Genomic DNA, 23,086 nt, shown 5'->3' with positions numbered 1-23,086 from the left:
TGCAGAAAGCCCCGCTCGAGGCGGGGCTTTCCAGTGTGACCGGGACGGGATCAGTGGCGGCCCAGCCAGTCGTCGATATCTCTTTCCGCTTCGTCCTCAGCCTTGCCGTAACGCTCCTGGATACGGCCGGCGAGTTCGGTGCGCTTGCCCTTGACGACATCGAGATCGTCATTGGTGAGCTTGCCCCACTGCTGCTGGACCTTGCCCTTGAACTGTTCCCAATTTCCTTCGACCTGATTCCAGTTCATCGTGATCGTCCTTTCTTCTTGAAGGCGACTATCGCCGCCCTTGTGCTTCAACAACGCCAGATGTCCGCACGGGTTCCCGCGCGCTGTAGCTGCCAAATGAAAAGGCCGCCGGATCGCTCCGGCGGCCTTCCTGTCTCACCAAGAGGTGGGACGATCAGTCCTTGGTGGTCTGCTTCTTGAGCGCGGCGCCCAGAATGTCGCCCAGCGAAGCGCCGGAGTCGGTCGAACCATACTGTGCGACGGCTTCCTTCTCTTCGGCGATTTCCAGCGCCTTGATCGAGACCTGCAGCTTGCGGGTCTTCTTGTCGAAGGCGATGACGCGGGCATCGACCTTCTGGCCGACCTGGAAACGCTCCGGACGCTGCTCGTCGCGGTCGCGCGACAGGTCCGAACGCTTGATGAAGCTCTCGACATCGTGATCGACGAGACGGACTTCCAGCCCGCCGTCCTTGACGTCCGTGACCTCGCAGGTGACGACGGCGCCCTTGCGCAGCTCGCCCGAAGAAGCGGCCTCGCCGATGGCATCACGCGAAAGCTGCTTGATGCCGAGCGAGATGCGCTCCTTCTCGATGTCGACGTCGAGAACCTGCGCCGATACCATGTCGCCGCGGTTGTACTCCTCGATGACCTGCTCGCCCGGACGGTTCCAGTCGAGGTCGGAGAGGTGGACCATGCCGTCGACGTCGCCGTCGAGGCCGATGAACAGGCCGAACTCGGTCTTGTTCTTGACCTCGCCCTCGACCACCGAACCGGTCGGATGGTTGCGGGCGAATGCCTCCCAAGGATTCTCGAGCGTCTGCTTGAGGCCGAGCGAGATGCGGCGCTTCTGCGGGTCGACCTCGAGCACCACCACGTCGACTTCCTGAGTCGTCGACAGGATCTTGCCGGGGTGCACGTTCTTCTTGGTCCACGACATTTCGGAGACGTGGATGAGGCCCTCGATGCCCGGCTCCAGCTCGACGAACGCACCGTAGTCGGTGATGTTCGTGACGGTGCCCGTGATCTTCTTGCCGATCGGGAACTTGGTGCCGATATCCTGCCACGGATCGCTCTCGAGCTGCTTCATGCCGAGCGAGATGCGGTGGGTTTCCTGGTTGATGCGGATGATCTGCACCTTGACCGTCTGACCGATGTTGAGGATTTCGGTCGGATGGTTGACGCGGCGCCATGCCATGTCGGTGACGTGCAGCAGGCCGTCGATGCCGCCGAGGTCGACGAACGCACCGTAGTCGGTGATGTTCTTGACGACGCCTTCAACGACCTGACCCTCTTCGAGGTTCTGGACGATTTCCGAACGCTGCTCTGCACGGCTCTCTTCGAGCACGGTGCGGCGCGAAACGACGATGTTGCCGCGACGGCGATCCATCTTCAGGATCTCGAAGGGCTGCGGGTTGTGCATCAGCGGGGTGACGTCGCGGATCGGGCGAATGTCGACCTGCGAGCGCGGCAGGAATGCCACGGCGCCGTCGAGATCGACCGTGAAGCCGCCCTTGACCTGGTTGAAGATCACGCCTTCGACGCGCTCGCCAGCATTGAACTTGGCTTCGAGCTTGACCCAGCTCTCCTCGCGGCGCGCCTTTTCGCGCGACAGCATCGCTTCGCCAAGCGCGTTTTCGATGCGCTCGACATAAACTTCGACTTCATCGCCGGCCTTGAGTTCCTTGGCGTTGACGCCGAACTCCTTGAGCGGCACTCGACCTTCGACCTTCAGGCCGACGTCGATGATGGCCATGTCCTTTTCGATGGCCGTGATGAGACCCTTGACGACTGATCCCTCAGCGGAATGGCTTTCGGAGAATGTCTCCTCGAGCAGGCTGGCGAAATCGTCACGGGAAGGATTAGCGTTGGACATTGGTGCTCCTGATATGCCCGGACCGCTTTGCGGTCTCACGGGCGCGCGCCGTGGTTTGCGTTGCGTATGGCCTGCCACACATCGCGACCCGCTTTCGCGGATCGACGTGCCACTTTCGTGGCGATTCCGGCGCATGAAGATGCGGGCTGGCCGGTTCAAGACCTAAGCGGAAATGCGCCGCATTCCTTTCCCGATCTTTACAGGACAAGGTGCGTCGCTTCCTGACTCTAGTCTTTGCTCCGGGTAGCCATGGCCGTCTCGACCAGCATTCTCGCCGCCTGGAACGCCGTCTCTATATCCATTTCGCTCGTGTCGAGCAAGTGGGCGTCTGACGCTGGCTTCAATGGCGAATCCTCGCGCCCCATGTCGCGGGCATCGCGGCGTTCGATGTCGGCCAGGATTTGCTGCAGATCGGCCGTGCCGCCCCGGGCCTCGATCTCAGCCAGCCTGCGGCGCGCGCGCACCTCGGAACTGGCGGTCACGTAGAGCTTCACGTCGGCATCCGGGCACACCACGGTGCCGATGTCGCGCCCATCCAGCACCGCGCCCGGCGGGGTCTTGGCGAATTCGCGCTGCTTTTCGACCAGTGCCCTACGGACGGCCGGAATGGCGGCAACCTGAGATGCGGCATCACCGATGAAATGCTGCGACAGTGTTTCTCGGTCCATCGACCCGAGGTCAACCTGCCGGGCGGCCGTTTCGGCAGCCGAGGCGTTGTCCAGCGGCAGGCCGTAGCTCAGCATGCGATGCGCCACCGCGCGGTAGGTCAGGCCGGTGTCGAGCAGGCTGAGATGAAAATGGTCGGCCAGCCGCCGCGCCATCGTGCCCTTGCCCGCCCCGGCCGGGCCGTCAATGGCGATGATGAAAGGGCGTGCCACGCTCACACGGACCGCATCAGGCCGCCGTCGATGCGCAGGCTCTGGCCGGTGATGTAGGACGATTTCTCGCTGGCGAGGAACAGCACCAGCTCGGCGACTTCGTCGGCCGTGCCATAGCGCCCCATCGGCACGCTGTCGCGACGCTCGTCCTTCTCCGGCAGGCTGTCGATCCAGCCGGGCAGCACGTTGTTGATGCGCACGTTTTGCGACGCATACTGATCGGCGAAGAGCTTGGTGTAGGCCGTCAGGCCCGAACGCGCGACGGCGGAGGTAGGGAACATATCGCTGGGCTCATCCACCCATGCGGTGGAGATGTTGACGATCGAGCCCGCCTTCTGCGCGATCATTGTGGGCGCAACCAGACGCACGGCGCGCACCACGTTCATGAAATATACGTCGAGGCCGGCGTGCCACTGATCGTCGGTGATCTCCAGCAGCGGCGCCTTGGGGCCATGGCCGGCGCCGTTGACGAGCACGTCGACGCGCCCGTGGCGTTCCATCGTCAGGTCGAAGAAGCGTTTCAGGTCCTCATTGGACTGGTTCGAACCGGTGAAGCCGAGCCCGCCGAGCTCTTTGCCGAGCGCTTCGCCCTTGCCCGACGAAGACATTACGGTGACGGCGTAGCCGCTTTCGGCGAGCTTGCGCGCGGATGCCGCGCCCATGCCGCTGCCACCGCCGATGATCATCGCAACCTTCTCAGCACTCATCATCCGTCTCCTATTCGATTGGTGCGCCCAGCCCGGTCATCAGGTCCATGAATTCCGGAAAGCTGGTGGCGATCATCGCCCGATCGTCAATGCTGACCGACTTGTGCGACGCCAGACCCATGACCAGGAAGCTCATCGCGATGCGGTGGTCGAGATGGGTTTCGACCATCCCGCCGCCCAGCCCCTTGCCGCCCGGAACCCCCCGTACGGTCAAGGAAGCCTCGCCCTCCGTGCAGTCGACGCCGTTGGCCTCCAGCCCGCGTGCCACGGCGGCGAGCCTGTCACTTTCCTTGACGCGCAGTTCCTCGATACCGTCCATCACCGTTTCGCCCTCGGCAAAGGATGCGGCAACCGCGAGCACCGGATATTCGTCGATCATGAAGGGCGCTCGCGACGGCGGAACCCTGGTTCCCTTCAGGTGTGAGTGGCGGACACGCAGGTCCGCGACGGCCTCGCCGCCCGCGTCACGCCTGTCCAGCACTTCGATATCGGCGCCCATTTCGAGCAGCGTGTCGATCAGGCCGGTTCGCGTCGGGTTCATCAGGACGTTCTCGATAACGATGTCCGACCCCGGCACGATCAACGCCGCCACCAGCGGAAACGCCGCGGAGGAGGGATCGCCAGGAACGGCGATGGTCTGGCCGCTCAGCGTGCCTTCACCGGTGATGCGGATGTGACGCACGCCGTCGGAATCTGTCTCCACATCGATCTCGGCGCCAAAGCCCTTGAGCATCTTCTCGGTGTGGTCGCGGGTCATTACCGGCTCGACCACCGTGGTGGTGCCCGGCGTGTTCAAGGCGGCCAGCAGCACCGCCGATTTGACCTGCGCCGAGGCCATCGGCACACGATAGGTGATGGGCGCTGCCCGTCGGGGACCGCGCAGGGTCAGCGGCAGGCGGTCGCTGGGCGCGGCATCGATCACCTGGACGCCCATCTCGCGCAGGGGGGCGAGCACCCGGCCCATGGGTCGTTTCGACAGCGACGGATCACCGACGAAGGTGGTCGCCATGTCGTAGGTGCCGACCAGCCCCATGGTGAGGCGCGCGCCGGTGCCGGCATTGCCGAAATCGAGCGGTGCCGACGGTTCGAGGAGGCAACCATTGCCGACGCCGTCGATCACCCATTCGTCGCCGTGCTTTTCGATACGGGCGCCCATCGCCTTCATCGCCTCGCCGGTGCGCAGCACGTCCTCGCCTTCCAGCAGCCCGGTTATCCGTGTCTGGCCCGAGGCGAGCCCACCAAACATGAAGGACCGGTGCGAGATAGACTTGTCGCCGGGCACGCGGACGCGACCCGACAGCGGCTGCGAGGCCGAAGCGGTGGCTGGAAGAGGGTGTGCGTGTGTGTTCATCTGGCGAATCCTGGCGGGTCTTGCCGCAGGCCGAGCCTGCTTGTCGCGGCGGCGTCCTACCATGCGCGCGTCACCCGGTCATCCCCTGGCGGCGCAACCTTCGTCGAATGCCGTTTTCCCCGCTGCGGCGCCTGTCTGCGGCAAGTCGGCGGAAGCCGTTGACATAGGCTTTGACAGCACGGCAACTTGCCGCTAAGGGGACCGAAAATTCACGAGGATCAGTCCGCGTCGATGAGGCGGCATCCTCTGGGCGGACGAGGCGGCGGCAGCCGGTCCGCAACCCCCGAATGCAGATTGAAAGAGGCAGCACGTGGCTAAACCCGAACTCGGCACAAAACGCATCTGCCCCGAAACGGGCCGCAAGTTCTACGACCTGAACAAGGATCCGATCGTGTCGCCCTATACGGGCCAGTCCTATCCGCGCAGCTATTTCGACAGCGGCACGGCGGCTATCGTCGAGGAAGAAGAGACCGAGGAGAAGGAACTCGACCTCGAGGAAGGCGCCCCGGAGGTCGTCTCGCTGGAGGAAGCCGACGAGGAAGCCAAGGGCAGCGATGATGTCGAACTCGCCGATGACGAGGAAGACGTCGACCTAGGCGATGACGACGATGACGACACGTTCCTCGCCGACGACGAGGAAGACGATGACGACGACGTGACCGACATCATTGGCGTTGGCGACGACGACGACGACACCTGATCGTCAAAATGCCTCACAATGAGGCTTGATCTTGGAGGCGGCGAGCGCTAGAAGCCGCCTCGAACCGGGACGATGCCCAAGCGTGCCGGATACTGCGTGGGGCCATAGCTCAGCTGGGAGAGCGCCTGCATGGCATGCAGGAGGTCAGCGGTTCGATCCCGCTTGGCTCCACCATCCTTTTTTTGGATGCTATTTCTTCTTTAATTTCAAGAGCTTACCCGGAGCGTGGCGTTCACCGCGTACCCCGCGACGTACCCCATCTGCGTACCCCAGCAGCCGCATAGTCGGTTGCGTTGTGGCGCGCCATCCATAGCAGCCCCTTGGCGGGCGCATGGAGGCGCATACGGGGACGAGGAACACAGCTTCACGACCCGGTTGCCGCCACATGCGTCACCCTGGGGGCTGCTATGCCCTCACGATGCCCGATGACGGGCAGCGCCACCGCGAGACACAGGTGTTCAATGCGCGGTTCCAACACACTCTCCTCGAATGACTTGCTCCAGGCGGAGGCGCTTCCATGATCGCGCTTATTGCTGCCTTGGGTGCTTTCGTCGCCGTCAACGCCCTCTTTGGGGCAATCCACGGCTTCGCATGTGGTGCCAGCCCATACATGAACATGCTGCTGCGGTTCTCGGTGCTGGCGCTGCCGATTAGAGTTGCCTGCTGGTTCGTCGCAGCATGGGCAGGTTGGAGCGTCTTCAAGTCGATGGGCGGGCTGTAGTTCGGTTACCCCTCACCCTAGGAGCCCATGCGGCCGTGGGAGCGATTACCCCACCCCCTAGATAGATCGATTACCCCTCACCTTGGGAGCTCTGATCCACCGGATGCGATTAGGGCCCCCTCTAGGAGACCAAGCACACCATTCATCCATATCAGAGCCCTGCCTCGTCCGAGGTGGGGCTTTTCTGTCTGCGACACCCGCAAGGAAAAACAATGTCCAATACCCAAACTCTCGCTTCAACGACCGATACCATCAGCCGCCGTTACGAAATCGCGACCGATGGAGCTTGTCGAGGCAACCCCGGTCCCGGCGCATGGGGTGCGATACTCTTTTCGAAGGAAGGCCAAACTCTAATAGGCTCGCCTCGTGAGCTTTTCGGCTTGAAACGCGAGACCACCAACAACGAGATGGAGCTGACGGCCGCCATCAAGGCCTTGACATGGCTCAACGCGCACAATCGGCCAGAGCACCGCAGCGCACCGGTGACCCTGTTCACTGACAGCGAATACCTGACAAAGGGCATGACGGAATGGGTTCCGAGGTGGAATTCCAACGGCTGGCGCAGTTCCGAAGGCAAACCGGTCAAGAACCGGGAGCTGTGGGAAGCTCTGATCGGTGCAGCAAGTGAAAGGCACATCACCTGGACCTGGGTTCGGGGTCATGCCGGTCACCCAGAAAACGAGCAGGCCAACGCCCTAGCTCAAGCCACTCTTGACCGGGCACTACAGCTAAAACGCGTCGCCTAGTCACCTTCCATCATCATGTCCGCAGGCCCTGCCTTCACCGAAGGCGGGGCTTTTCGTGCGGGAACCGTAACGAGACCACATGGAATACTTCAACGAAATCCTGGATCGAAAGACCGGCACCCTGTCGCGTGTATCCCAAGGCGACTGGATTACCATCACTGAACTTGGCGACCTCTACGATATGGGAAAACGGGAGGTGCGAGACATCCTCCGCAGGCTCGAAGTTCTGGTGGTGGAGGGTGCCGAACGACATCGGCGTCACCGCCTTGCCAGATGGGTCGTAGAGCGGGGCTGGGGCAGGCGAATAGAAGCGAAAGGAACTCACCCCTTCGATGTTGTCGGCCCCGAGCTACGGCAATGGCTTTCAAGTCGCTGGCAGCAGGCCCTTCAGGATAAGGCTAGAGAGGCGACTGCCTCCACAGTTGAGGCGGCGCGAGCACTAGCTCACTTCAACGGCAACCGCTTGAATGGCGACCTCACGGTCCAGCAGTCGGTCTCGTGGTTGATCGACCATTTTCCCCATTTGACCCAGTGCGAAATGGGGCTCATCTTGAATGTTACGCAGCAAATGATTGCCAAGTGGATGAACGTTCGTTCTGCTCAGATCAGGGACGCGAAGGCACTGAAGGCAATGGACCTTGATGAACGGAAGGCTCTGCGTTCTTCTCTCCATGCTGACGCCCCGTTGAGCTTCTGGCAAAAAGAGTAGGTTGCCTGGATATATTACCCATGACTACAACCATGTGAAAAATGGCGCCTTGATAGCTAGCCAAGCTGGAGTGGCCGGGCCTAGTCTTTTTGGTCTCACTTCTCATTGCGGGCTCATCAACCCTTCGTCGGTCGCGCCTATTTTCCCGCAAAAATCCGAGCCGGTAATCAATAGAGGAGGAGAGTGCGCTCCCCCCTCTACCCGGCTCGATCTCGCCAGAGAGAGATGTGAGGTAGTGCTTCAGTTGTTTGATGGAAGGCGCGGTGGACGAAACATCCTGAAAACCTAGCGGCACTACCGAGCTTGGGACGATCTTGTCCGTATGGGTATAGCCTAACGAACAACACCGCTGCTGCTCTAAAGCGTGTCCGTTGGGGTTGACGCATGCCAACGGACATGCCCCTTATCGGACATAACTTCAACGGACACTCTTCGGAACCCACATGGCTACCATTTTATACGCCCGCGTCTCCACGACCGACCAGACCCTTGACCACCAGAGGACCCAGGCCGAAAAAGCTGGGTTCAACATCGACGAAGTTGTCGCAGACCATGGCGTCTCGGGCGTATCAACCAGCCTCCGCGAGCGTCCGCAGGGCAAGCGCCTATTCGACATGCTTCGCCGGGGAGACACGCTGGTGGTTCGCTGGGTCGATCGGCTTGGGCGCAACTACGATGACGTGCGGGGAGCTATCGAGGAGTTCATGCGCCGAGGCGTCATCATCCGAACGGTCATCAACAACATGACCTTCGATGGAGCGACAACTGACCCTGTCCAGAAGGCAGTGCGTGATGCGCTGATCGGCTTCATGGCCGCTACGGCACAAGCCCAGCATGAAGCCACCAAAGCCAGCCAGCGGGCCGGTATTGAGGCGGCAAAGGCCGACGGCAAGACCTATCTCGGCCGCAAGCCGAGCTACGACCATCGGTCACTCCAGGCGGTGTTGGATATGCTCGGCTCGGGAACGGCAGGGACCAGCGAAATCGCCCGCACGACTGGCCTATCCCGCCAGACGGTCCTCCGCATCAAGGCTGACCCGGCTGCTGCAAGCGCGGTTCTCGCGGCTTGGGCATGACGGTGCCTCCGTGAGGCGGGGCGTATCTGTTTGTTTTCGATATGAGAACCAAATCAGTATACCCTCGCGATCTGGCAACGAAACGAAGCTGAACAAGCTCAAGACGACTTCGGGGGCATACTGGTGAACCAGCAGGCACTTTCATCTTTCATCTGGTCGGTCGCGGACCTGCTGCGAGGGGACTACCGGCAGTCCGACTATGGCAAGGTCATCCTGCCGTTCACTGTCCTGCGCCGCCTCGACTGTGTCCTGGAGCCGACCCGTGCTGCTGTGGTGGCGGAGTTCGAGGCGCGGAAGAACATGGGCATCGACCCCACGCCGTTTCTCAAGCGGAAGTCAGGGCTGTCCTTCTTCAACACCTCGTCCATCGACATGAAGACCCTGATGGGTGACCAGGACAACATCGCGTCCAACCTGCACTTCTACATCCAGGGCTTCTCAGCCGACGTGCGGGACATCTTCGAGCGGTTCGAGTTCGCCACCCAGATCGACCGTCTGGCCAAAGCGGGGCTGCTCTATCAAGTCACCGAGCGGTTCGCCCGCATCGACCTTCACCCAGAGAAGGTGGACAGCCACCAGATGGGTCTGGTGTTCGAGGAGTTGATCAGGCGTTTCTCGGAACTGTCCAACGAGACTGCCGGTGAGCACTTCACGCCTCGTGAGGTGATTAGCCTCATGGTACACCTCCTCTTCGTCGAGGACGACGGGGTGCTGTCCAAACCCGGTGTGATCAGGACGATCTACGACCCAACGGCTGGCACAGGCGGCATGTTGTCGGTCGCTGACGAGTACTTGCTCGACCACAACCCGAACGCTCGGCTAGTGATGAACGGCCAGGAGCTGAATCCTGAAAGCTACGCCATTTGCAAGTCAGATATGCTGATCAAGGGTCAGGATGTGAGCAAGATCGTCTTCGGCAACACCTTGTCGGACGACGGTCATGCTGGTGAGAAGTTCGACTATATGCTTTCCAATCCACCCTTCGGCGTCGAGTGGAAGAAGGTCGAAAGCGTAGTCCGTAAGGAACACGAGCAGCAGGGCTTCAATGGCCGCTTCGGTCCTGGCCTGCCGCGTGTGTCGGACGGCTCCTTGTTATTCCTGATGCACCTCGTCTCGAAGATGCGACCTTCGGTAGATGGCGGCAGTCGGTTTGCGATCGTCCTCAACGGCTCCCCCCTATTCACCGGTGGCGCAGGCAGTGGTGAAAGCGAGATCAGGCGCTACGTTTTGGAGAACGACCTGTTAGAGGCTATCGTCGCGCTGCCCACGGACATGTTCTACAACACCGGCATCTCGACCTATGTTTGGGTGCTAACCAACCGCAAGCCCGCTAATCGCAAAGGCCAGGTCCAGCTCATCGACGGCTCCGGCTTCTGGCAAAAGATGCGCAAAAGTTTGGGGTCCAAGCGCAAGATGATGAGAGCGGAGGATATCGGCGAGATCACTAGGCTTTTCGGCGAGTTCACCGAGGCTCAGTTGGCAACAGTGCTCGATGCCCAGGGCAAGGAAGTGGCGCGACAGGTAGTCCGGTCCGGTGAGACCGAACCCGTTGCCCCTGTGGGCGGCAAGGTGAAACTGGTGCCGCTTTCCCGCATCTTCTCCAACCAGACCTTCGGCTATCGCACCATTATCGTGGACCGCCCCTTGCGCGACGAAGCGGGCAAGATTGTGCTGGGACAGAGGGGCAAAGCCAAGGGTAAGCCGCAGCCAGACAGTAGCCTTCGGGATAGCGATAACCTGCCGCTAGCGGAGGAGGTTGAAGCCTACTTTGAGAACGAATTACTGCCCCATGCACCGGATGCATGGATTGATGAGGATAAGACCAGGGTCGGTTACGAGATTTCTTTCAAGCGGCACTTCTACGTCTTCGAGCCGCCGAGGCCATTGGAGGCGATCGACAGCGAGCTGAAGGAGGTCACCGACCGAATCCGGGCAATGATAGGGGGGCTTGAGGCGTGACAAGTTCTCATGGCTTCGGCAGTCGGGACAAGCTCCCTGAAAAATGGATAATGAGCAGGCTAGGCTGGGAAGCTTGGGTTCGAGCTAGGCTCGGTTGGAAGGGTCTAAAGGCTGAAGAGTACGTCGACGAAGGCTATGCACTGCTCGCCACCCCAAACATCAAAGGGCGCGACATCGACTTCTCAAACGTGAACTACATCAGTTCCCTGCGCTATGAGGAATCCCCCGAAATCAAGCTTCGATTGGGTGACGTGTTGCTGGCCAAGGATGGCTCGACGCTGGGCACGGTAAACCTGGTTCGGGAACTTCCAACTCCGGCAACTGTCAACAGCTCCATTGCTGTGATCACGCCCGGACCGCGATTGAATGGAAGCTATGCCTACTACCTGTTTCAGTCTCATCAGATGGCTGCCCTGATTGAACAGGCAAAAGGGGGTATGGGTGTTCCTCATCTCTTCCAAGAAGACCTGATTAAGTTCCAGCATCCGCTACCACCAATTGAGGAACAGGTCGCTATCGGCGCCTTCCTCGACCGCGAAACGGGTAAGATCGATGCGCTGGCGGAGGAGCAGAACCGGCTGATCAAACTCCTCAAGGAGAAGCGCGATGCCCTAGTCGCCCATGCGGTCACCAAGGGCATTGACCCCAAGGTGAACTTGACATCGTCGGGTGTGGAATGGCTGGGTGATATACCCACGCATTGGGAAGTGAGACGCTTGCAGCAGGTGTGTGACTTTCAACCTGGTAAGGCGCATGAACCCTACTTCTCAGACGATGGCCAATACATTTGCGTGACGGCCAGGTTCATCTCTACGGGTGGTGTCCCGCACAGGTTTTGCACCGAGTGCATCACCCCTGGGAGGCGTGGCGACATCTTGATGGTCATGAGTGACCTTCCGAATGGTCGAGCTCTCGGCCGTGCATTCCTCGTTGATGACGATGGACCATACGCCGTCAATCAGCGAGTATGTTCACTCACCGTGCGCGACGGGTCGCCGCTGTTCTTTTTTTACCAACTAGATCGAAATCCGGGCCTACTCAGGCATGACGACGGGGCAAATCAAACCCATCTGTCGAACCACGATTTCTTGAAGATGCCGGTTCTGGTTCCTCCGCTCGACGAACAGGAAAAAATTGCAGGCTGGCTGCTGGATCGAACCGAGCGCTATACCCAGCTCGCCACGTCGGCCGAGCAGGCAATTGGTCTACTGCGCGAGCGACGAGTCGCTCTCATTTCTGCAGCCGTTACTGGCAAGATGGATGCGCGGAAGATCAGCTCTCAAGAGGTGGCAGCATGACCCGGCTCTGGCTCGTCCGCCTTGGCAAGAACGGTGAACGCGAAGCTGCTTCCCTCAACGACAATATGCTCCGCATTGGCTTCGGCTTGACCGAGGACATCTCGCACCTCAAGGACCGCGAAGCGCTTATCGGTAAGATGGCCCAGCTGTTCCCGAACGACAAACTGAACAAGCACCGCAACTTCGCCGCCCAAATCAACCAGTTCATAAACGTCGCGGAGACCGGCGATCTTGTGGTTACCCCATTCAAGACCACCGGCACCGTAGGTATAGCACGCCTCGCTGGACCCTACACCACAGGCGCGGGTGGGGAAGCACTTCGGCCGGTGCAATGGCTCAAGATCGATTTGCCGCGCGACAGCTTTAAGCAAGACCTGCTTTACAGCTTCGGTGCTTTCATGACGGTCTGCGAGATCAGCCGCAATAACGCTCTGCGGCGGGTCCAGGCGGTGCTAGAGACGGGACGTGATCCTGGGGATGGGGCTCTATTTTCCGCCGCCTCGAATACCTCCCTGGCCAAGCCTCCAGCCGATGAAGAAACCACGGAGGCCGCAGACCAGCCGATCAACCTGGAGCAGTTGGCGCGTGACCAGATCGAGCGTCGGATTGCCTCGATCTTCACCGGCCACGACTTCACGCGGCTCGTCGCTGCGATTCTGTCCGCGCAAGGCTACCAGACCCGTGTATCACCACCTGGGGCCGATGCGGGGGTCGACATCGTTGCTGGCAATGGACCACTCGGGCTTGATGCTCCGCGCGTGGTGGCCCAGGTCAAGTCCGGGAACGTCACGGTTGACCAACCAACCCTCCAAGGTCTGATTGGCAGCATTCAGGACACCCATGCCGACCACGGTTTGGTTGTGAGCTGGGGTGGTTTCACCAGCTCCGTTCGCCGCCGGACCAATGAACTTTTCTTCCGGGTTCGGCTCTGGGGTCGGGAGGAATTGGTCGACAACCTCCTCCTGGTATACGACCGCTTGCCGGAGGACATCCGCGCCGAGCTGCCGTTGCGCCGAACCTGGACGCTGGTACTGGACGATGATGGCGAGGTGGACGCATGAACCTTCACCGCGAGATCAGCTTCGAGGATGAGGTCTGCAGCCACCTTGCGGGGCATGGCTGGTACTACGCCGATGGCGATGCCCAGCTCTACGACCGCGTTCGGGCGATGTTCGGCCCCGACCTTATCGCCTGGTTGCAGGCCGTCCAACCCGACTCCTGGACCACACTCGTCAAGAACAACGGAAGTGCAGCCGAGACCATCGTGCTGGACCGTGTCCGAAAGGCGCTGGACGACCGTGGGACGCTGGACGTGCTCCGCAACGGTGTCGAGCTGGTTGGCCTGCGAGCGCCCTTGAGCTTGGCCCAGTTCCGGCCTGCCTCGGGCATCAACACCGACATCCTGGCCCGTTACGCGGCCAACCGGCTTCGCGTGGTGCGGCAGGTGCGCTACTCGACCAGCAACGAGAACGCGATCGACCTGGTGCTCTTCCTCAACGGCCTGCCGGTGGCAACGGTCGAGCTCAAGACCGACTTCACGCAGTCCGTTCAGGACGCTGTGGACCAGTATCGATTTGACCGGCACCCAAGCCCCAAGGGCGGACCAGAAGAGCCGCTGCTGGCCTTCCCTGGCGGTGCCATGGTGCACTTCGCAGCGAGCAATGCGGAGGTCATGATGAGCACCAAGCTCATCGGGCCAGTGACGGCCTTCCTGCCGTTCAACAAGGGTAACGAGGGGGGCAAGGGTAACCCGCCAAACCCTTCCGGCCATCCCACGGCCTACCTCTGGGAAAAGGTTTTGCAGCGCGACAGCTGGCTTGAGATCATCGGGCGCTACCTGGTGGGCGTTCGCGACAGTAAGAAGAAGCTTACTAGCTACATCTTCCCCCGCTTCCACCAACTCGACGCTACGCGGAAGCTCCGGCAAGCCGTGTTGGAGGAAGGCGCTGGCGCCAAGTACCTCATCCAGCACTCGGCCGGGTCGGGCAAGACCAACTCCATTGCATGGTCAGCTCACTTCCTTGCCGACCTCCACGATGCCCAGGACCACAAGATCTTCGATAGCGTGCTGGTCGTGTCTGATCGCAACGTCATCGACACGCAGCTTCAGGAGGCAATTTTCAGCTTCGAGCGCAATACCGGCGTGGTCGCGACCATCCGCAACGAAGGCAGAGCCAAGAGCGGGCAACTGGCCCAGGCCCTGGCAGACGGTAAGAAGATCGTGGTCTGCACCATCCAGACCTTTCCCTTCGCGTTGAAGGAGGTTCAAACCCTCGCGGCCACCGAAGGCAAACGGTTCGCGGTTATTGCAGACGAAGCGCATTCCAGCCAGACCGGCGAAGCCGCAGCCAAACTCAAGGCGGTGCTCTCGTCCGAGGAGATTGCCAGCTTGAGCGATGGCGGGGAGATTAGCACCGAGGACATCCTTGGCGCGAACATGGCTGCACGGGCTGCCGAGAGCGGCATCACGTACGTAGCTTTCACCGCCACCCCCAAGGGCAAGACGCTGGAGCTGTTCGGGCAAAAGCCATGGCCAGAGCAACCGGCTGGCGAAGGAAACTTGCCGAAGCCATTCCACGTCTACTCCATGCGCCAAGCCATCGAAGAGGGCTTCATCCTCGACGTGCTGCGCAACTACACGCCATACGACCTCGCCTTCCGTCTGGCGAGCCAAGACAACTTCCTGGACGAGATCGAAGTCGAGCGATCGGAAGCGCGGAAGTCGCTTCTCCGTTGGGTTCGTCTCCACCCCTACAACATCAGCCAGAAGGTCCAGATTGTCGTCGAGCACTACCGCGCCAATGTGCAGCCGATGCTGCACGGGCGGGCGAAGGCAATGGTGGTGGTCGGGAGCCGCTTGGAGGCCGTGCGGTGGCAGATCGCCATCCAAAAGTACATCAAGGAACAGGGCTACGACCTCGGGACGCTGGTGGCGTTCTCGGGCGAGGTCAATGACTCCAGGACTGGGCCTGACCCCTTCACCGAGACCAGCAAGGAACTGAACCCTGGCCTTGCCGGTCGCGACATCCGCGAGGCGTTCAAGCTGCCCGATTACCACATCCTGCTGGTCGCCAATAAGTTCCAAACGGGCTTCGACCAGCCACTACTATGCGGCATGTATGTGGATCGCCGTCTTGCGGGCATCCAAGCCGTCCAGACCCTCTCCCGCCTCAACAGGGCGCATGCAGGCAAGGACAACACTTACGTCCTCGACTTCGTCAATGCTGGGGACGACATTTTGGCGGCCTTCCGGACCTACTTCGAGACCGCCGAGCTCGACAACGTCACCGACCCAAACACCGTCCTCGACCTCAAAGCGAAGCTGGATGGGCTCGGCTATTACGACGAGTTCGAGGTGAACCGCGTGGTGGATGCCGAACTGGACCCCAGCTCAAGGCAGAGCGACCTGGTGGCTGCCATCACTCCGGTCGCAGACCGCCTCTTGCGCGGTTTCAAAGAAGCTCAGGAACGGCAGCGCGTAGCGCGAGCATTGAACGACCAGCGGACGGAGAAAGCCGCCGAGGACGAGATGGCCGCCCTCATTCTGTTCCGCAGCGACATCGGTGCGTATATCCGCCTCTATGCCTTCCTCTCGCAGGTGATCGACTTCGGCAACACGGCAGTGGAAGCGCGGCACATCTTCTTCCGCCGCTTGCTGCCGCTCCTCAAGTTCGGCCGTGAGCGCGAGGTCATGGATACCTCCAGCATAGTCTTGAGCCACCACAAGCTCTCCACCAAGGGCAAGCGCGACCTGGCTCTGGCACCTGGCATGGGTGAGAAGCTCCAGGCCATCTACGACGCAGGCTCTGGCTCCGTACAGGAGAAAGAGAAGGCGCTGCTTGAGGAGATCATCGCCAAGGTCAACGAGCTTTTCGCGGGCGACACGTCTGACGATGATCAGTTGGTCTACGTGAACAACGTCATCAAGGGAAAACTCCTGCAGTCCGAACGGCTTGGCGAGCAGGCTGCGAACAATACCAAGGAGCAGTTCTCTAGTTCGCCGGATTTATCCCAGGCGTTGGTGGACGCCATCATCGACGCCTTCGACGCTCATCGAACCATGAGCGAGCAGGCGCTGAACTCGCCACGGGTGCGAGATGGGCTCAAGGACGTCCTTCTGGGGCCTGGGCAGCTTTACGAGGCCCTGCGGGCACGAACGGGTAGAACCAGTGCAGCAGAGGCTCGATAGTCACAGCGGTAGTTTTACAGCCTCCACAACGCGCCGCGCTTGCTCCAACTTGGGGCCAGCGGAGTATAGGCCGAGCGTCATGCCGTCTCGCTTGTGCCCCACCACTGCTGCTATCAGATGCTCGGGTTGATCAGCGCGCTCGGCTTCCGTAACAAACCAGCGCCGGAATGAATGAAAGTTGACGAGTGATCGGCGACGTCCATCTCGCTCGTCTGCCACTCCGACCTTGCGTCGGTAGGCGGTGAAAGCATTTGAGGTTTTAGTGGAACGCTCTCGAATTGCTCCCGATTTCAAACCAGGCCATTCCGGGAAAATCGGGTCTTCAGGATTCTTGTTACTGGTCCGCCTTTCCACGATTTCCATGAGGTCGCTATGGATTGGACAAAGACGCGCCGCCTTTTCCTTCTTCTGCGGTTTGAACAGGAATGTTCCATTGGCGCAGTCCTGCACTCGGAGACAGACGATGGGGTCAAGGCGGCATCCGGTTAATGCTGCAATCCTCATCAAATCGTGCATCGCCGGGGTAGCGTTGCCGCGCAACAGCTTCTTCATCTCCTCTTCCGTGAACGGTCGCTCCTTTTCATCGTGCGACTGCACCGGCACCGGCAAAGCCAACCCTTTCCAGATGTCAGAAGGAACCTCTTCGCGTTTTTCGAGCCACTGCCAGTAGCGAGAAAGCCGGTTGACGTACTTGTTCAACGTTACGGGCGACAAGGTCGGCTCAAGGCGCTGCAAATCGTCGACGAAAGCCACTGCGGACTTTCTTGTTGGGAAGGACTGGAGATACGGCGGAACCTCTCGTTCCCCGCACCACCGCTGCAGTAGAGCTATCGCGCGGCGGTCGTCTGACTTCGTACGCGGCTTCACGGTCAACTGACACATGTAGAGCTTGTGTGGCTCATCCAGCGGCGTGGCGTTGCCGTCCAGAACTCGTTTGAAGGTTTCTACCTGCTTCAGCTTGTCCAGAGAATAGATCGGGGTTTCTTCGCCCGAGTATGGGTCCACCTCGGTACCCACCTCCCGACCCAGTAAAGCATCAATGGTTATCGAGATGCCGGTTTCTACCTCATCCGCCTCTGCATCGCTTTTCGCCGTCTTCCGCTGTCGGCGAAACTCCTCCGCCACCGCTCGCAAATCAGTTCCCGAGCCCGCCGCTTGTGCGATTTGCGCTTTGAACTCGTGGACGATCGGCCATTTCATCGCGTTGGCCATCGCCAAGCTGTCCGTACCGAGAGGGTGTTTCAATCTCGTGCCCAGCTTCTCACGGAGGCCGATAGGCACGGAGACGGTGACGCGCCACTTCCCTCGATGAGGCTCCAGATACTGCCGATCGTTTGCTGCTGATCTCGCCAAAAAGGTTCCTCTGCGTACCCCGCTTCGTACCCCGTTGACGTACCACCAACCTACTGATATGTCATCAAATATCTGATTGGTAACGGGATTTTGGTAGGTAATGATCTTCCCCGCTTGGCTCCACCATCTTCTAAAGTTCCGATCTTCGGACGCGCATTCGACCGATGGCTCGACTTTCGTCGTGACGTCAATCGCTTCATCACTCAATCCTCGCCGATAATCGCCAACCGCCTCAATGCGCGATGGAAACGCGACCGGTTTCCGCCCATACTGTTATGGATCATAACGACACGGGAGGGGCGTCCAGATGACGACGGTACTGGCGGTGGGGGACGTCGCGGCCAGGCGCGTTGCTCCCGATACGATCTTCGATGGCAGCCGCGCACTTCTTTCCAGCGATGCCATAACGTTCGGGCAGCTCGAGAGCGTCATTACCGATGGCGGCGCGATGAGCCCCAATGCGCGACTGGCGATGCGCACCGGGACGGACTTCGCGCCGGCGCTGGCGCGGGCCGGCTTCGACGTGATGAGCTTTGCCGGCAATCATTGCCTGGACTGGGGGTACGAGGGATTTTCGGACACGCTCGCGGCGATGGCGGGTGTGTCGATCCCGCTTTGCGGTGCCGGAGAGACGATCGCCGAGGCGCGCAAGCCTGCGATCGTCGAGCGTGACGGGACCCGTTTCGCCTTTCTCGGATACAACTCGATTCTCCCCGAAGGTTATGCGGCGGACGTTCGCCGCGCCGGTTGCGCGCCACTCCGTGCTCTCACGACCTATCGACAGATTGAGCCGGACCAGCCGGGTACAGGCGCAAGGGTGCTCAGCTTTTGCGACCCGGACGATCTCGCCGCGATGGTGGGCGACATCCAAACGGCGCGGCAGCACGCGGACGTGGTGATCGTGTCGATGCATTGGGGCATCCACATGACGGAAGCGGTCATCGCCCACTACCAGCGCGAGGCAGCACGTGCAGCGATCGAAGCCGGTGCTGCGGCGATCGTCGGCCACCACGCCCACATTCTCAAGGGCGTGGAATTCCATCGTGGTGCGCCGATCTTCTGCAGCCTCGGCAATTTCGCAATCGAACAGCCGCACATCTTCGACCCCTCGATCGTTGAAACCGAGAGTTTCCGCCATCTGGCGAGCCTCAATCCGGATTTCGACCCCGCCGCGACCTACATGCTGCCGCCGGACACGCGTCTCACCGGTATCGCGCGGCTGGAATTTGACGGGAGCACGCTGACGGGAGTGGCATTTCATCCGGCGCTCATCGACGACCACAGCACGCCTCATCTGCTCGATGCGGGCGACCCGGCCTTCGACGCGGTCCAGTCCTATCTCGCGCGTGTCTCGGACGCCGCCGGTTTCTCCACGCATTTGGCGAAAGCGCATGGATTGTTGACGATCGAAAGCACATAGACTGGAAATGAGCACTCTTCACTTGTCTTGCAGGAAAGTTGTCGGCATTAATGTCGACAACCTGGGAGATGCGCGTGCCAGACTATGACGAAGACCGGACGACGGACGACACGACACAGACCATGCGGCAGGCGCTCACGGGAGGCGCCGAGCGCCTCAAGGTCGAGCGCCCCGTCAACACGCTACACGAGTTCGACGCTGATGTGAGCGAGGACTTCGATTCCCCCCATGCGCTGTTTTCGGATTTGCGCGGGCGCTGTCCAGTTGCCCATACGAGCGATTTTGAGGGGTTCTGGGTCCTGACGAAATACGAGGACGTGTTTCGTACGCTCGCGGACGTGGAAACATTCTCGACGGCGGTTCAGAACGTCGTTCCGCGTGTCGCCACCTCGGGCCGCCGGCCGCCCCTGCACCTCGATCCGCCCGAGCACACGCCTTATCGCAGGGCTGTGACGCCGCTCTTCAGCACCGTGCGGATGCAGCACTGGGAACCGATCGTGCGGCGCATAACCCAGGACCTGTTCCAGCCGCTGGTCGATCGCGGCGAAGGCGACATCTGCGTCGACTTTTCCTATCGTCTGCCGATATTCGTCTTGGCCGAGTTCTTCAACATCCCGCCTGCTCAGGCAGAGAAGATCCGCGACATCGGCGCCGACTTCAATCGTGCGCTGCAGACGAAGGACATGGCCAAGCTGGAGCAGACCAGCCTGTTCCTTTATGAGGTAGCGCGCGACATCATCGAACTGCGCAAGCGGGAGCCGCTCGATCCGAAAGAGGACCCGACCAGTGCGTTGCTGGCTGCGCGCCAGGACGGCGAGCCGCTGCCCGAACCGATGATTCTCGGCACCATCCGCCAGCTTCTGGTCGTCGGCATCATCGCCCCCACCACGTTTACCGGATCGATGGTCATCCATCTGGCAAGGCATCCGGAGCATCACCGCATGCTCAAGGACGACCCGTCGCTGATTCCGGCGGCGCTCGAGGAATTGCTGCGGCTCTATACGCCCTATCGCGGCTTTGCCCGCACGCCGAAGCGCGATGTCGAGATCGGCGGGCGACTGATCCGCAAGGACGAGGCGATTGCGCTCTCTTTCACATCCGCCAACCGCGATCCCGATGCATTCGAGGATCCGGACGAGTTTCGCCTCGATCGGGCCAAGACCCGCCAGCACATGGCGTTTGGCTTCGGACCGCACCAGTGCGCGGGCGCGCCGTTGGCGAGGCTGATGCTGCGGGTGACGCTCGAAGAGATCATCGCGAAGACCAGCCGGATCGAGATCACGGGCCCCGTGCCGATGACCACATGGCCGGAATACGGGCCGCTCAGCGTTCCCGTGCAATTTTCATGAAGCGCTACGCGGCGGCACGACGCTACCCGTTCTTGAAGTAATGCTCGGCGAGCCGCAGCACGTGCTCGTTGCCGGCCCGAACATGGGCGCGCATCGCCGATTCCGCGGCGTCGGGACTGCTTGCCAGGATCGAGGCGGTGATCACCTTGTGGTCGCTGTTGGAGCGTGTCATCGAATCCGCCGAGAAGCTGCGCGGCAGTTGCAGCCGGTAGAGCGGCAGGCGGACGCGTTCCAGCGAGTCCGTCATGTGCCGGTTGCCGGCAATCGCGGCAATGGTCGCATGATAGGCAAAGTTCTCAGCGTTGTAGCGGTCGACGTCGCCATTGGTTTCGGCATCGTCGAGCGCGGCCTGGTGAGAGCGCAGCGTTTCCTTTTCCGTTTCCGAAAGATGTCTCTCCGCCGCAAGGCGTGCCGAAAGCCCCTCGAGCACCTCACGCACACGCCCCATCTCGAGGATTTCCTCGCGGGTGAAGCGGCGGACATAGACACCGCGATTCTCGACAAATTGCAGGTAGCCCTCTCCGACCAGTGTCTTGAACACCTCGCGGATGCGGCCGCGTCCGACGGCGAACTCCTCGGCAAGGTCGACCTCGATCAGCCTTTGGCCTGGCGCGAATTGGCCGCGATGAATCTTGGCCTTGATGCTGTCGACGATGCCGCCAGTCGTGGGGGATATCTCGGAAATGCTCATGTCGGGCCCGTGGACGGCGCAAGCCGCGCCTCTCCTTCGATTTTCGGCGCCACCCTAGCGGTTGGGATGCGAGTGGCAAGAGGGATGAGTCTTGACGAAGCGAGACAGAAAGTCGACAATTTTGTTGACATAATTGTTTTGCGTCATAACAATATCGACCGATCTGCTTAGCGGTCATCAAGGGAGGAAACGATGACACTGGTTCTTAGCCGTTCGATGGTGCGCCTTTCGGCCGCCTGCGCATTCTCGATTGCCCTTGCGGGCGCCACGCCCGCCTTCGCCGACGAAAACGAACTGGTCATCGCCCTTTCCACTTTTTCGGAAGAGACGATGACGCCGTGGGCGGGAAGTGGCCAGCGCAAGACCTATCTCGATCTCGTCTACGAATACCTGACCTACATCGACCCGCAGACCAAGGAGACGATTCCCGGCCTGGCGGAAAGCTGGGAAATGAGCGAGGACGGCAAGCAGTGGACCTTCACGCTGCGCGAGGGCGTGACCTTCTCCGGTGACCATGGCGAGATGACCTCCGAAGACGTCGCCTATTCGATCACCCGCATCATCGGCGAAGACTCGCGGGCCGGGCCGGCTTCGCCCATGCGTCGCCTGATCGCCTCTGTTGAGACACCCGATCCGCGCACCGTTGTCGTCAACCTGAACTTCCCGGATTTCGAGCTGGCTCAAGGCTATTTCGGCGCCTCTCAGCAGCTTGGCATCGTTTCCAAGGACTATGTCGAGAGCGTCGGGGATGAAGCCGCGCAGGCCGATCCGGTCGGTACCGGTCCCTATGTGCTCGACAGCCAGGTTAAGAGCTCCGAAATCGTCTTCAAGACGCGTGACGACGTCGACGGCCACTGGCGCGCCAAGCCGGAATTCGAAACGGTGCGCTTCAAGGTGGTGCCCGAGGAATCGACTCGCGTCGCCATGCTGCAGACCGGCGAGGCGGACATTGCGCCGATCGGATTCGATTCGATCCCGGCCGTCAGGGAGGCGGGGCTGGATATCGTCTCGGCCGAAGCCACATGGTCTCCTGTGGTGCGTTTCGGCGGCCTGATCCAGACGGCGGAAAACCGCTACAACGCCGACAACCCATGGGCAAAGCGCGAAGTGCGACAGGCGCTCAACTACGCGGTCGACAAGCAGACGATCATCGACGAGCTCTTCCAGGGCGAGGCGACCGTTGCATCGAGCGACACCCCGGTGTCGGCATGGTCCGGTGTCGAGCCGTATCCGTACGATCCGGAGAAGGCCAAGGCGCTTCTTGCCGAAGCCGGCTATCCGAACGGCTTCGACATCACCATCCGCACCTTCACCACCGCGCCGGGCGCAGAACTGCCCCTGATGGCCGAGGCGGTGTCGCTCTACTGGCAGAACATCGGCGTCAACGCCACCATCGAGCCCGTCGACTGGCCCGCGCTTCGCAGCGAGTGGACGGAGGGGCGCGCCAACGGTTACGTCTGGACGCACCGCGGTTTCCCGTTTGCGAGCGCTGCCAACGGCATGGAAGCCGGCTACATGGAAAAGAGCGTCTTTGCGAGCTTCACCTCGGAAGAACTGGAGCAGATGATCCAGACCTTCTCGACCGAGCAGGACGCCGCCAAACGCCAGGCAGAGTTCACCAGGATCGGTCAGTATCTCCGCGACGAAGCTGCCGCCGTCTTCATCGCGCTTGCCAACGAGCCCTACGGCGTCAGCGACAAGGTCGGCTCGTGGGACATCACCACGGCCTATGTCTGGAATTTCGACCAGGTCGGAAAAGCGCAGTAACGTCCTCCCTGACCAATGCGTGGCGACCGGGAGGCCGGTCGCCACGCACGCATTACCCAATTGCCGGCGAAG

Annotated in this window: 19 protein-coding genes and 1 tRNA gene; 13 read left to right on the top strand and 7 right to left on the bottom strand. The window is 61.0% G+C overall.

Translation table 11 applies throughout. The features are described from left to right. Positions 1-50: 50 nt before the first annotated feature. The 5 genes from AAFN84_RS12450 to aroA form a co-directional block, all read right to left on the bottom strand. On the bottom strand, positions 51-248 hold the full coding sequence (locus AAFN84_RS12450; RefSeq protein ID WP_347514866.1) for a CsbD family protein: 198 nt from the start codon (positions 246-248) through the stop codon (positions 51-53). 154 nt (positions 249-402) lie between these two features. Then, positions 403-2,100, bottom strand: a complete 1,698-nt coding sequence (gene rpsA / locus AAFN84_RS12445; protein ID WP_347514865.1) for a 30S ribosomal protein S1 — start codon at positions 2,098-2,100, stop codon at positions 403-405. Positions 2,101-2,327: 227 nt separating this feature from the next. Beyond that, positions 2,328-2,978, bottom strand: a complete 651-nt coding sequence (gene cmk, locus AAFN84_RS12440; RefSeq protein WP_347515127.1) for a (d)CMP kinase — start codon at positions 2,976-2,978, stop codon at positions 2,328-2,330. A 2-nt stretch (positions 2,979-2,980) separates the two neighbouring features. Continuing rightward, positions 2,981-3,685 (bottom strand): SDR family oxidoreductase, encoded by a 705-nt coding sequence (locus AAFN84_RS12435; protein ID WP_347514864.1) that lies wholly within the window; start codon positions 3,683-3,685, stop codon positions 2,981-2,983. Positions 3,686-3,695: 10 nt separating this feature from the next. After that, positions 3,696-5,036 (bottom strand): 3-phosphoshikimate 1-carboxyvinyltransferase, encoded by a 1,341-nt coding sequence (aroA, locus tag AAFN84_RS12430; protein WP_347514863.1) that lies wholly within the window; start codon positions 5,034-5,036, stop codon positions 3,696-3,698. Positions 5,037-5,346: 310 nt separating this feature from the next. Between aroA and AAFN84_RS12425 the strand changes: the two genes are divergently transcribed. The 10 genes from AAFN84_RS12425 to AAFN84_RS12380 all read left to right on the top strand — a co-directional run bounded on the left by AAFN84_RS12425 (position 5,347) and on the right by AAFN84_RS12380 (position 16,434). After that, entirely contained in the window at positions 5,347-5,736 is a 390-nt protein-coding gene (locus AAFN84_RS12425; protein WP_347514862.1) for a TIGR02300 family protein, read from the top strand. A gap of 98 nt (positions 5,737-5,834) precedes the next feature. Further along, a tRNA-Ala gene (locus tag AAFN84_RS12420) sits at positions 5,835-5,910 on the top strand. Positions 5,911-6,253: 343 nt separating this feature from the next. Beyond that, positions 6,254-6,457: a hypothetical protein gene (locus AAFN84_RS12415; protein ID WP_347514861.1), complete on the top strand. Its 204-nt coding sequence runs from the start codon at positions 6,254-6,256 to the stop codon at positions 6,455-6,457. A 212-nt stretch (positions 6,458-6,669) separates the two neighbouring features. Next, positions 6,670-7,203, top strand: coding sequence for a ribonuclease HI (gene rnhA / locus AAFN84_RS12410; protein WP_347514860.1), 534 nt, complete (start codon positions 6,670-6,672; stop codon positions 7,201-7,203). Positions 7,204-7,282: 79 nt separating this feature from the next. Then, a complete protein-coding gene (locus tag AAFN84_RS12405; protein WP_347514859.1) occupies positions 7,283-7,912 on the top strand; it encodes a hypothetical protein in 630 nt (209 codons plus the stop codon). A 443-nt stretch (positions 7,913-8,355) separates the two neighbouring features. Continuing rightward, positions 8,356-8,988, top strand: a complete 633-nt coding sequence (locus AAFN84_RS12400; protein WP_347514858.1) for a recombinase family protein — start codon at positions 8,356-8,358, stop codon at positions 8,986-8,988. Between the two features lie 123 nt (positions 8,989-9,111). Beyond that, positions 9,112-10,947, top strand: a complete 1,836-nt coding sequence (locus tag AAFN84_RS12395) for a class I SAM-dependent DNA methyltransferase (RefSeq protein ID WP_347514857.1) — start codon at positions 9,112-9,114, stop codon at positions 10,945-10,947. Then, a complete protein-coding gene (locus AAFN84_RS12390; RefSeq protein WP_347514856.1) occupies positions 10,944-12,245 on the top strand; it encodes a restriction endonuclease subunit S in 1,302 nt (433 codons plus the stop codon). The genes AAFN84_RS12395 and AAFN84_RS12390 overlap by 4 nt, the downstream gene beginning before the upstream one ends. Next, positions 12,242-13,306 carry a restriction endonuclease gene (locus AAFN84_RS12385; RefSeq protein ID WP_347514855.1) on the top strand — a complete coding sequence of 355 codons (1,065 nt, stop codon included), beginning with the start codon at positions 12,242-12,244 and terminating at the stop codon, positions 13,304-13,306. The genes AAFN84_RS12390 and AAFN84_RS12385 overlap by 4 nt, the downstream gene beginning before the upstream one ends. After that, positions 13,303-16,434 carry a type I restriction endonuclease gene (locus tag AAFN84_RS12380; protein ID WP_347514854.1) on the top strand — a complete coding sequence of 1,044 codons (3,132 nt, stop codon included), beginning with the start codon at positions 13,303-13,305 and terminating at the stop codon, positions 16,432-16,434. Before AAFN84_RS12385 ends, AAFN84_RS12380 begins: the two co-directional genes overlap by 4 nt. On the opposite strand, the gene AAFN84_RS12375 is transcribed toward AAFN84_RS12380, so the two are convergent. Continuing rightward, positions 16,435-17,994, bottom strand: coding sequence for a tyrosine-type recombinase/integrase (locus AAFN84_RS12375; protein ID WP_347514853.1), 1,560 nt, complete (start codon positions 17,992-17,994; stop codon positions 16,435-16,437). It lies immediately after the preceding gene. Between the two features lie 100 nt (positions 17,995-18,094). Between AAFN84_RS12375 and AAFN84_RS12370 the strand changes: the two genes are divergently transcribed. Beyond that, positions 18,095-19,207 (top strand): CapA family protein, encoded by a 1,113-nt coding sequence (locus AAFN84_RS12370; RefSeq protein WP_347514852.1) that lies wholly within the window; start codon positions 18,095-18,097, stop codon positions 19,205-19,207. 50 nt (positions 19,208-19,257) lie between these two features. Beyond that, the gene (locus tag AAFN84_RS12365) at positions 19,258-20,556 is read left to right on the top strand and encodes a cytochrome P450 (RefSeq protein ID WP_347514851.1); all 1,299 of its coding nucleotides are present in this window, start codon (positions 19,258-19,260) and stop codon (positions 20,554-20,556) included. 22 nt (positions 20,557-20,578) lie between these two features. On the opposite strand, the gene AAFN84_RS12360 is transcribed toward AAFN84_RS12365, so the two are convergent. Then, positions 20,579-21,247, bottom strand: a complete 669-nt coding sequence (locus tag AAFN84_RS12360; RefSeq protein WP_347514850.1) for a GntR family transcriptional regulator — start codon at positions 21,245-21,247, stop codon at positions 20,579-20,581. A gap of 192 nt (positions 21,248-21,439) precedes the next feature. Here AAFN84_RS12360 and AAFN84_RS12355 point away from each other — a divergent pair, with 192 nt between their 5' ends. Beyond that, positions 21,440-23,014 (top strand): ABC transporter substrate-binding protein, encoded by a 1,575-nt coding sequence (locus tag AAFN84_RS12355; protein WP_347514849.1) that lies wholly within the window; start codon positions 21,440-21,442, stop codon positions 23,012-23,014. Positions 23,015-23,086: the final 72 nt, after the last annotated feature.

The organism is Mesorhizobium sp. CAU 1741 (assembly GCF_039839275.1).
Classification (GTDB): domain Bacteria; phylum Pseudomonadota; class Alphaproteobacteria; order Rhizobiales; family Rhizobiaceae; genus Aerobium.
This window is presented reverse-complemented; position numbering and strand designations above follow the sequence as displayed.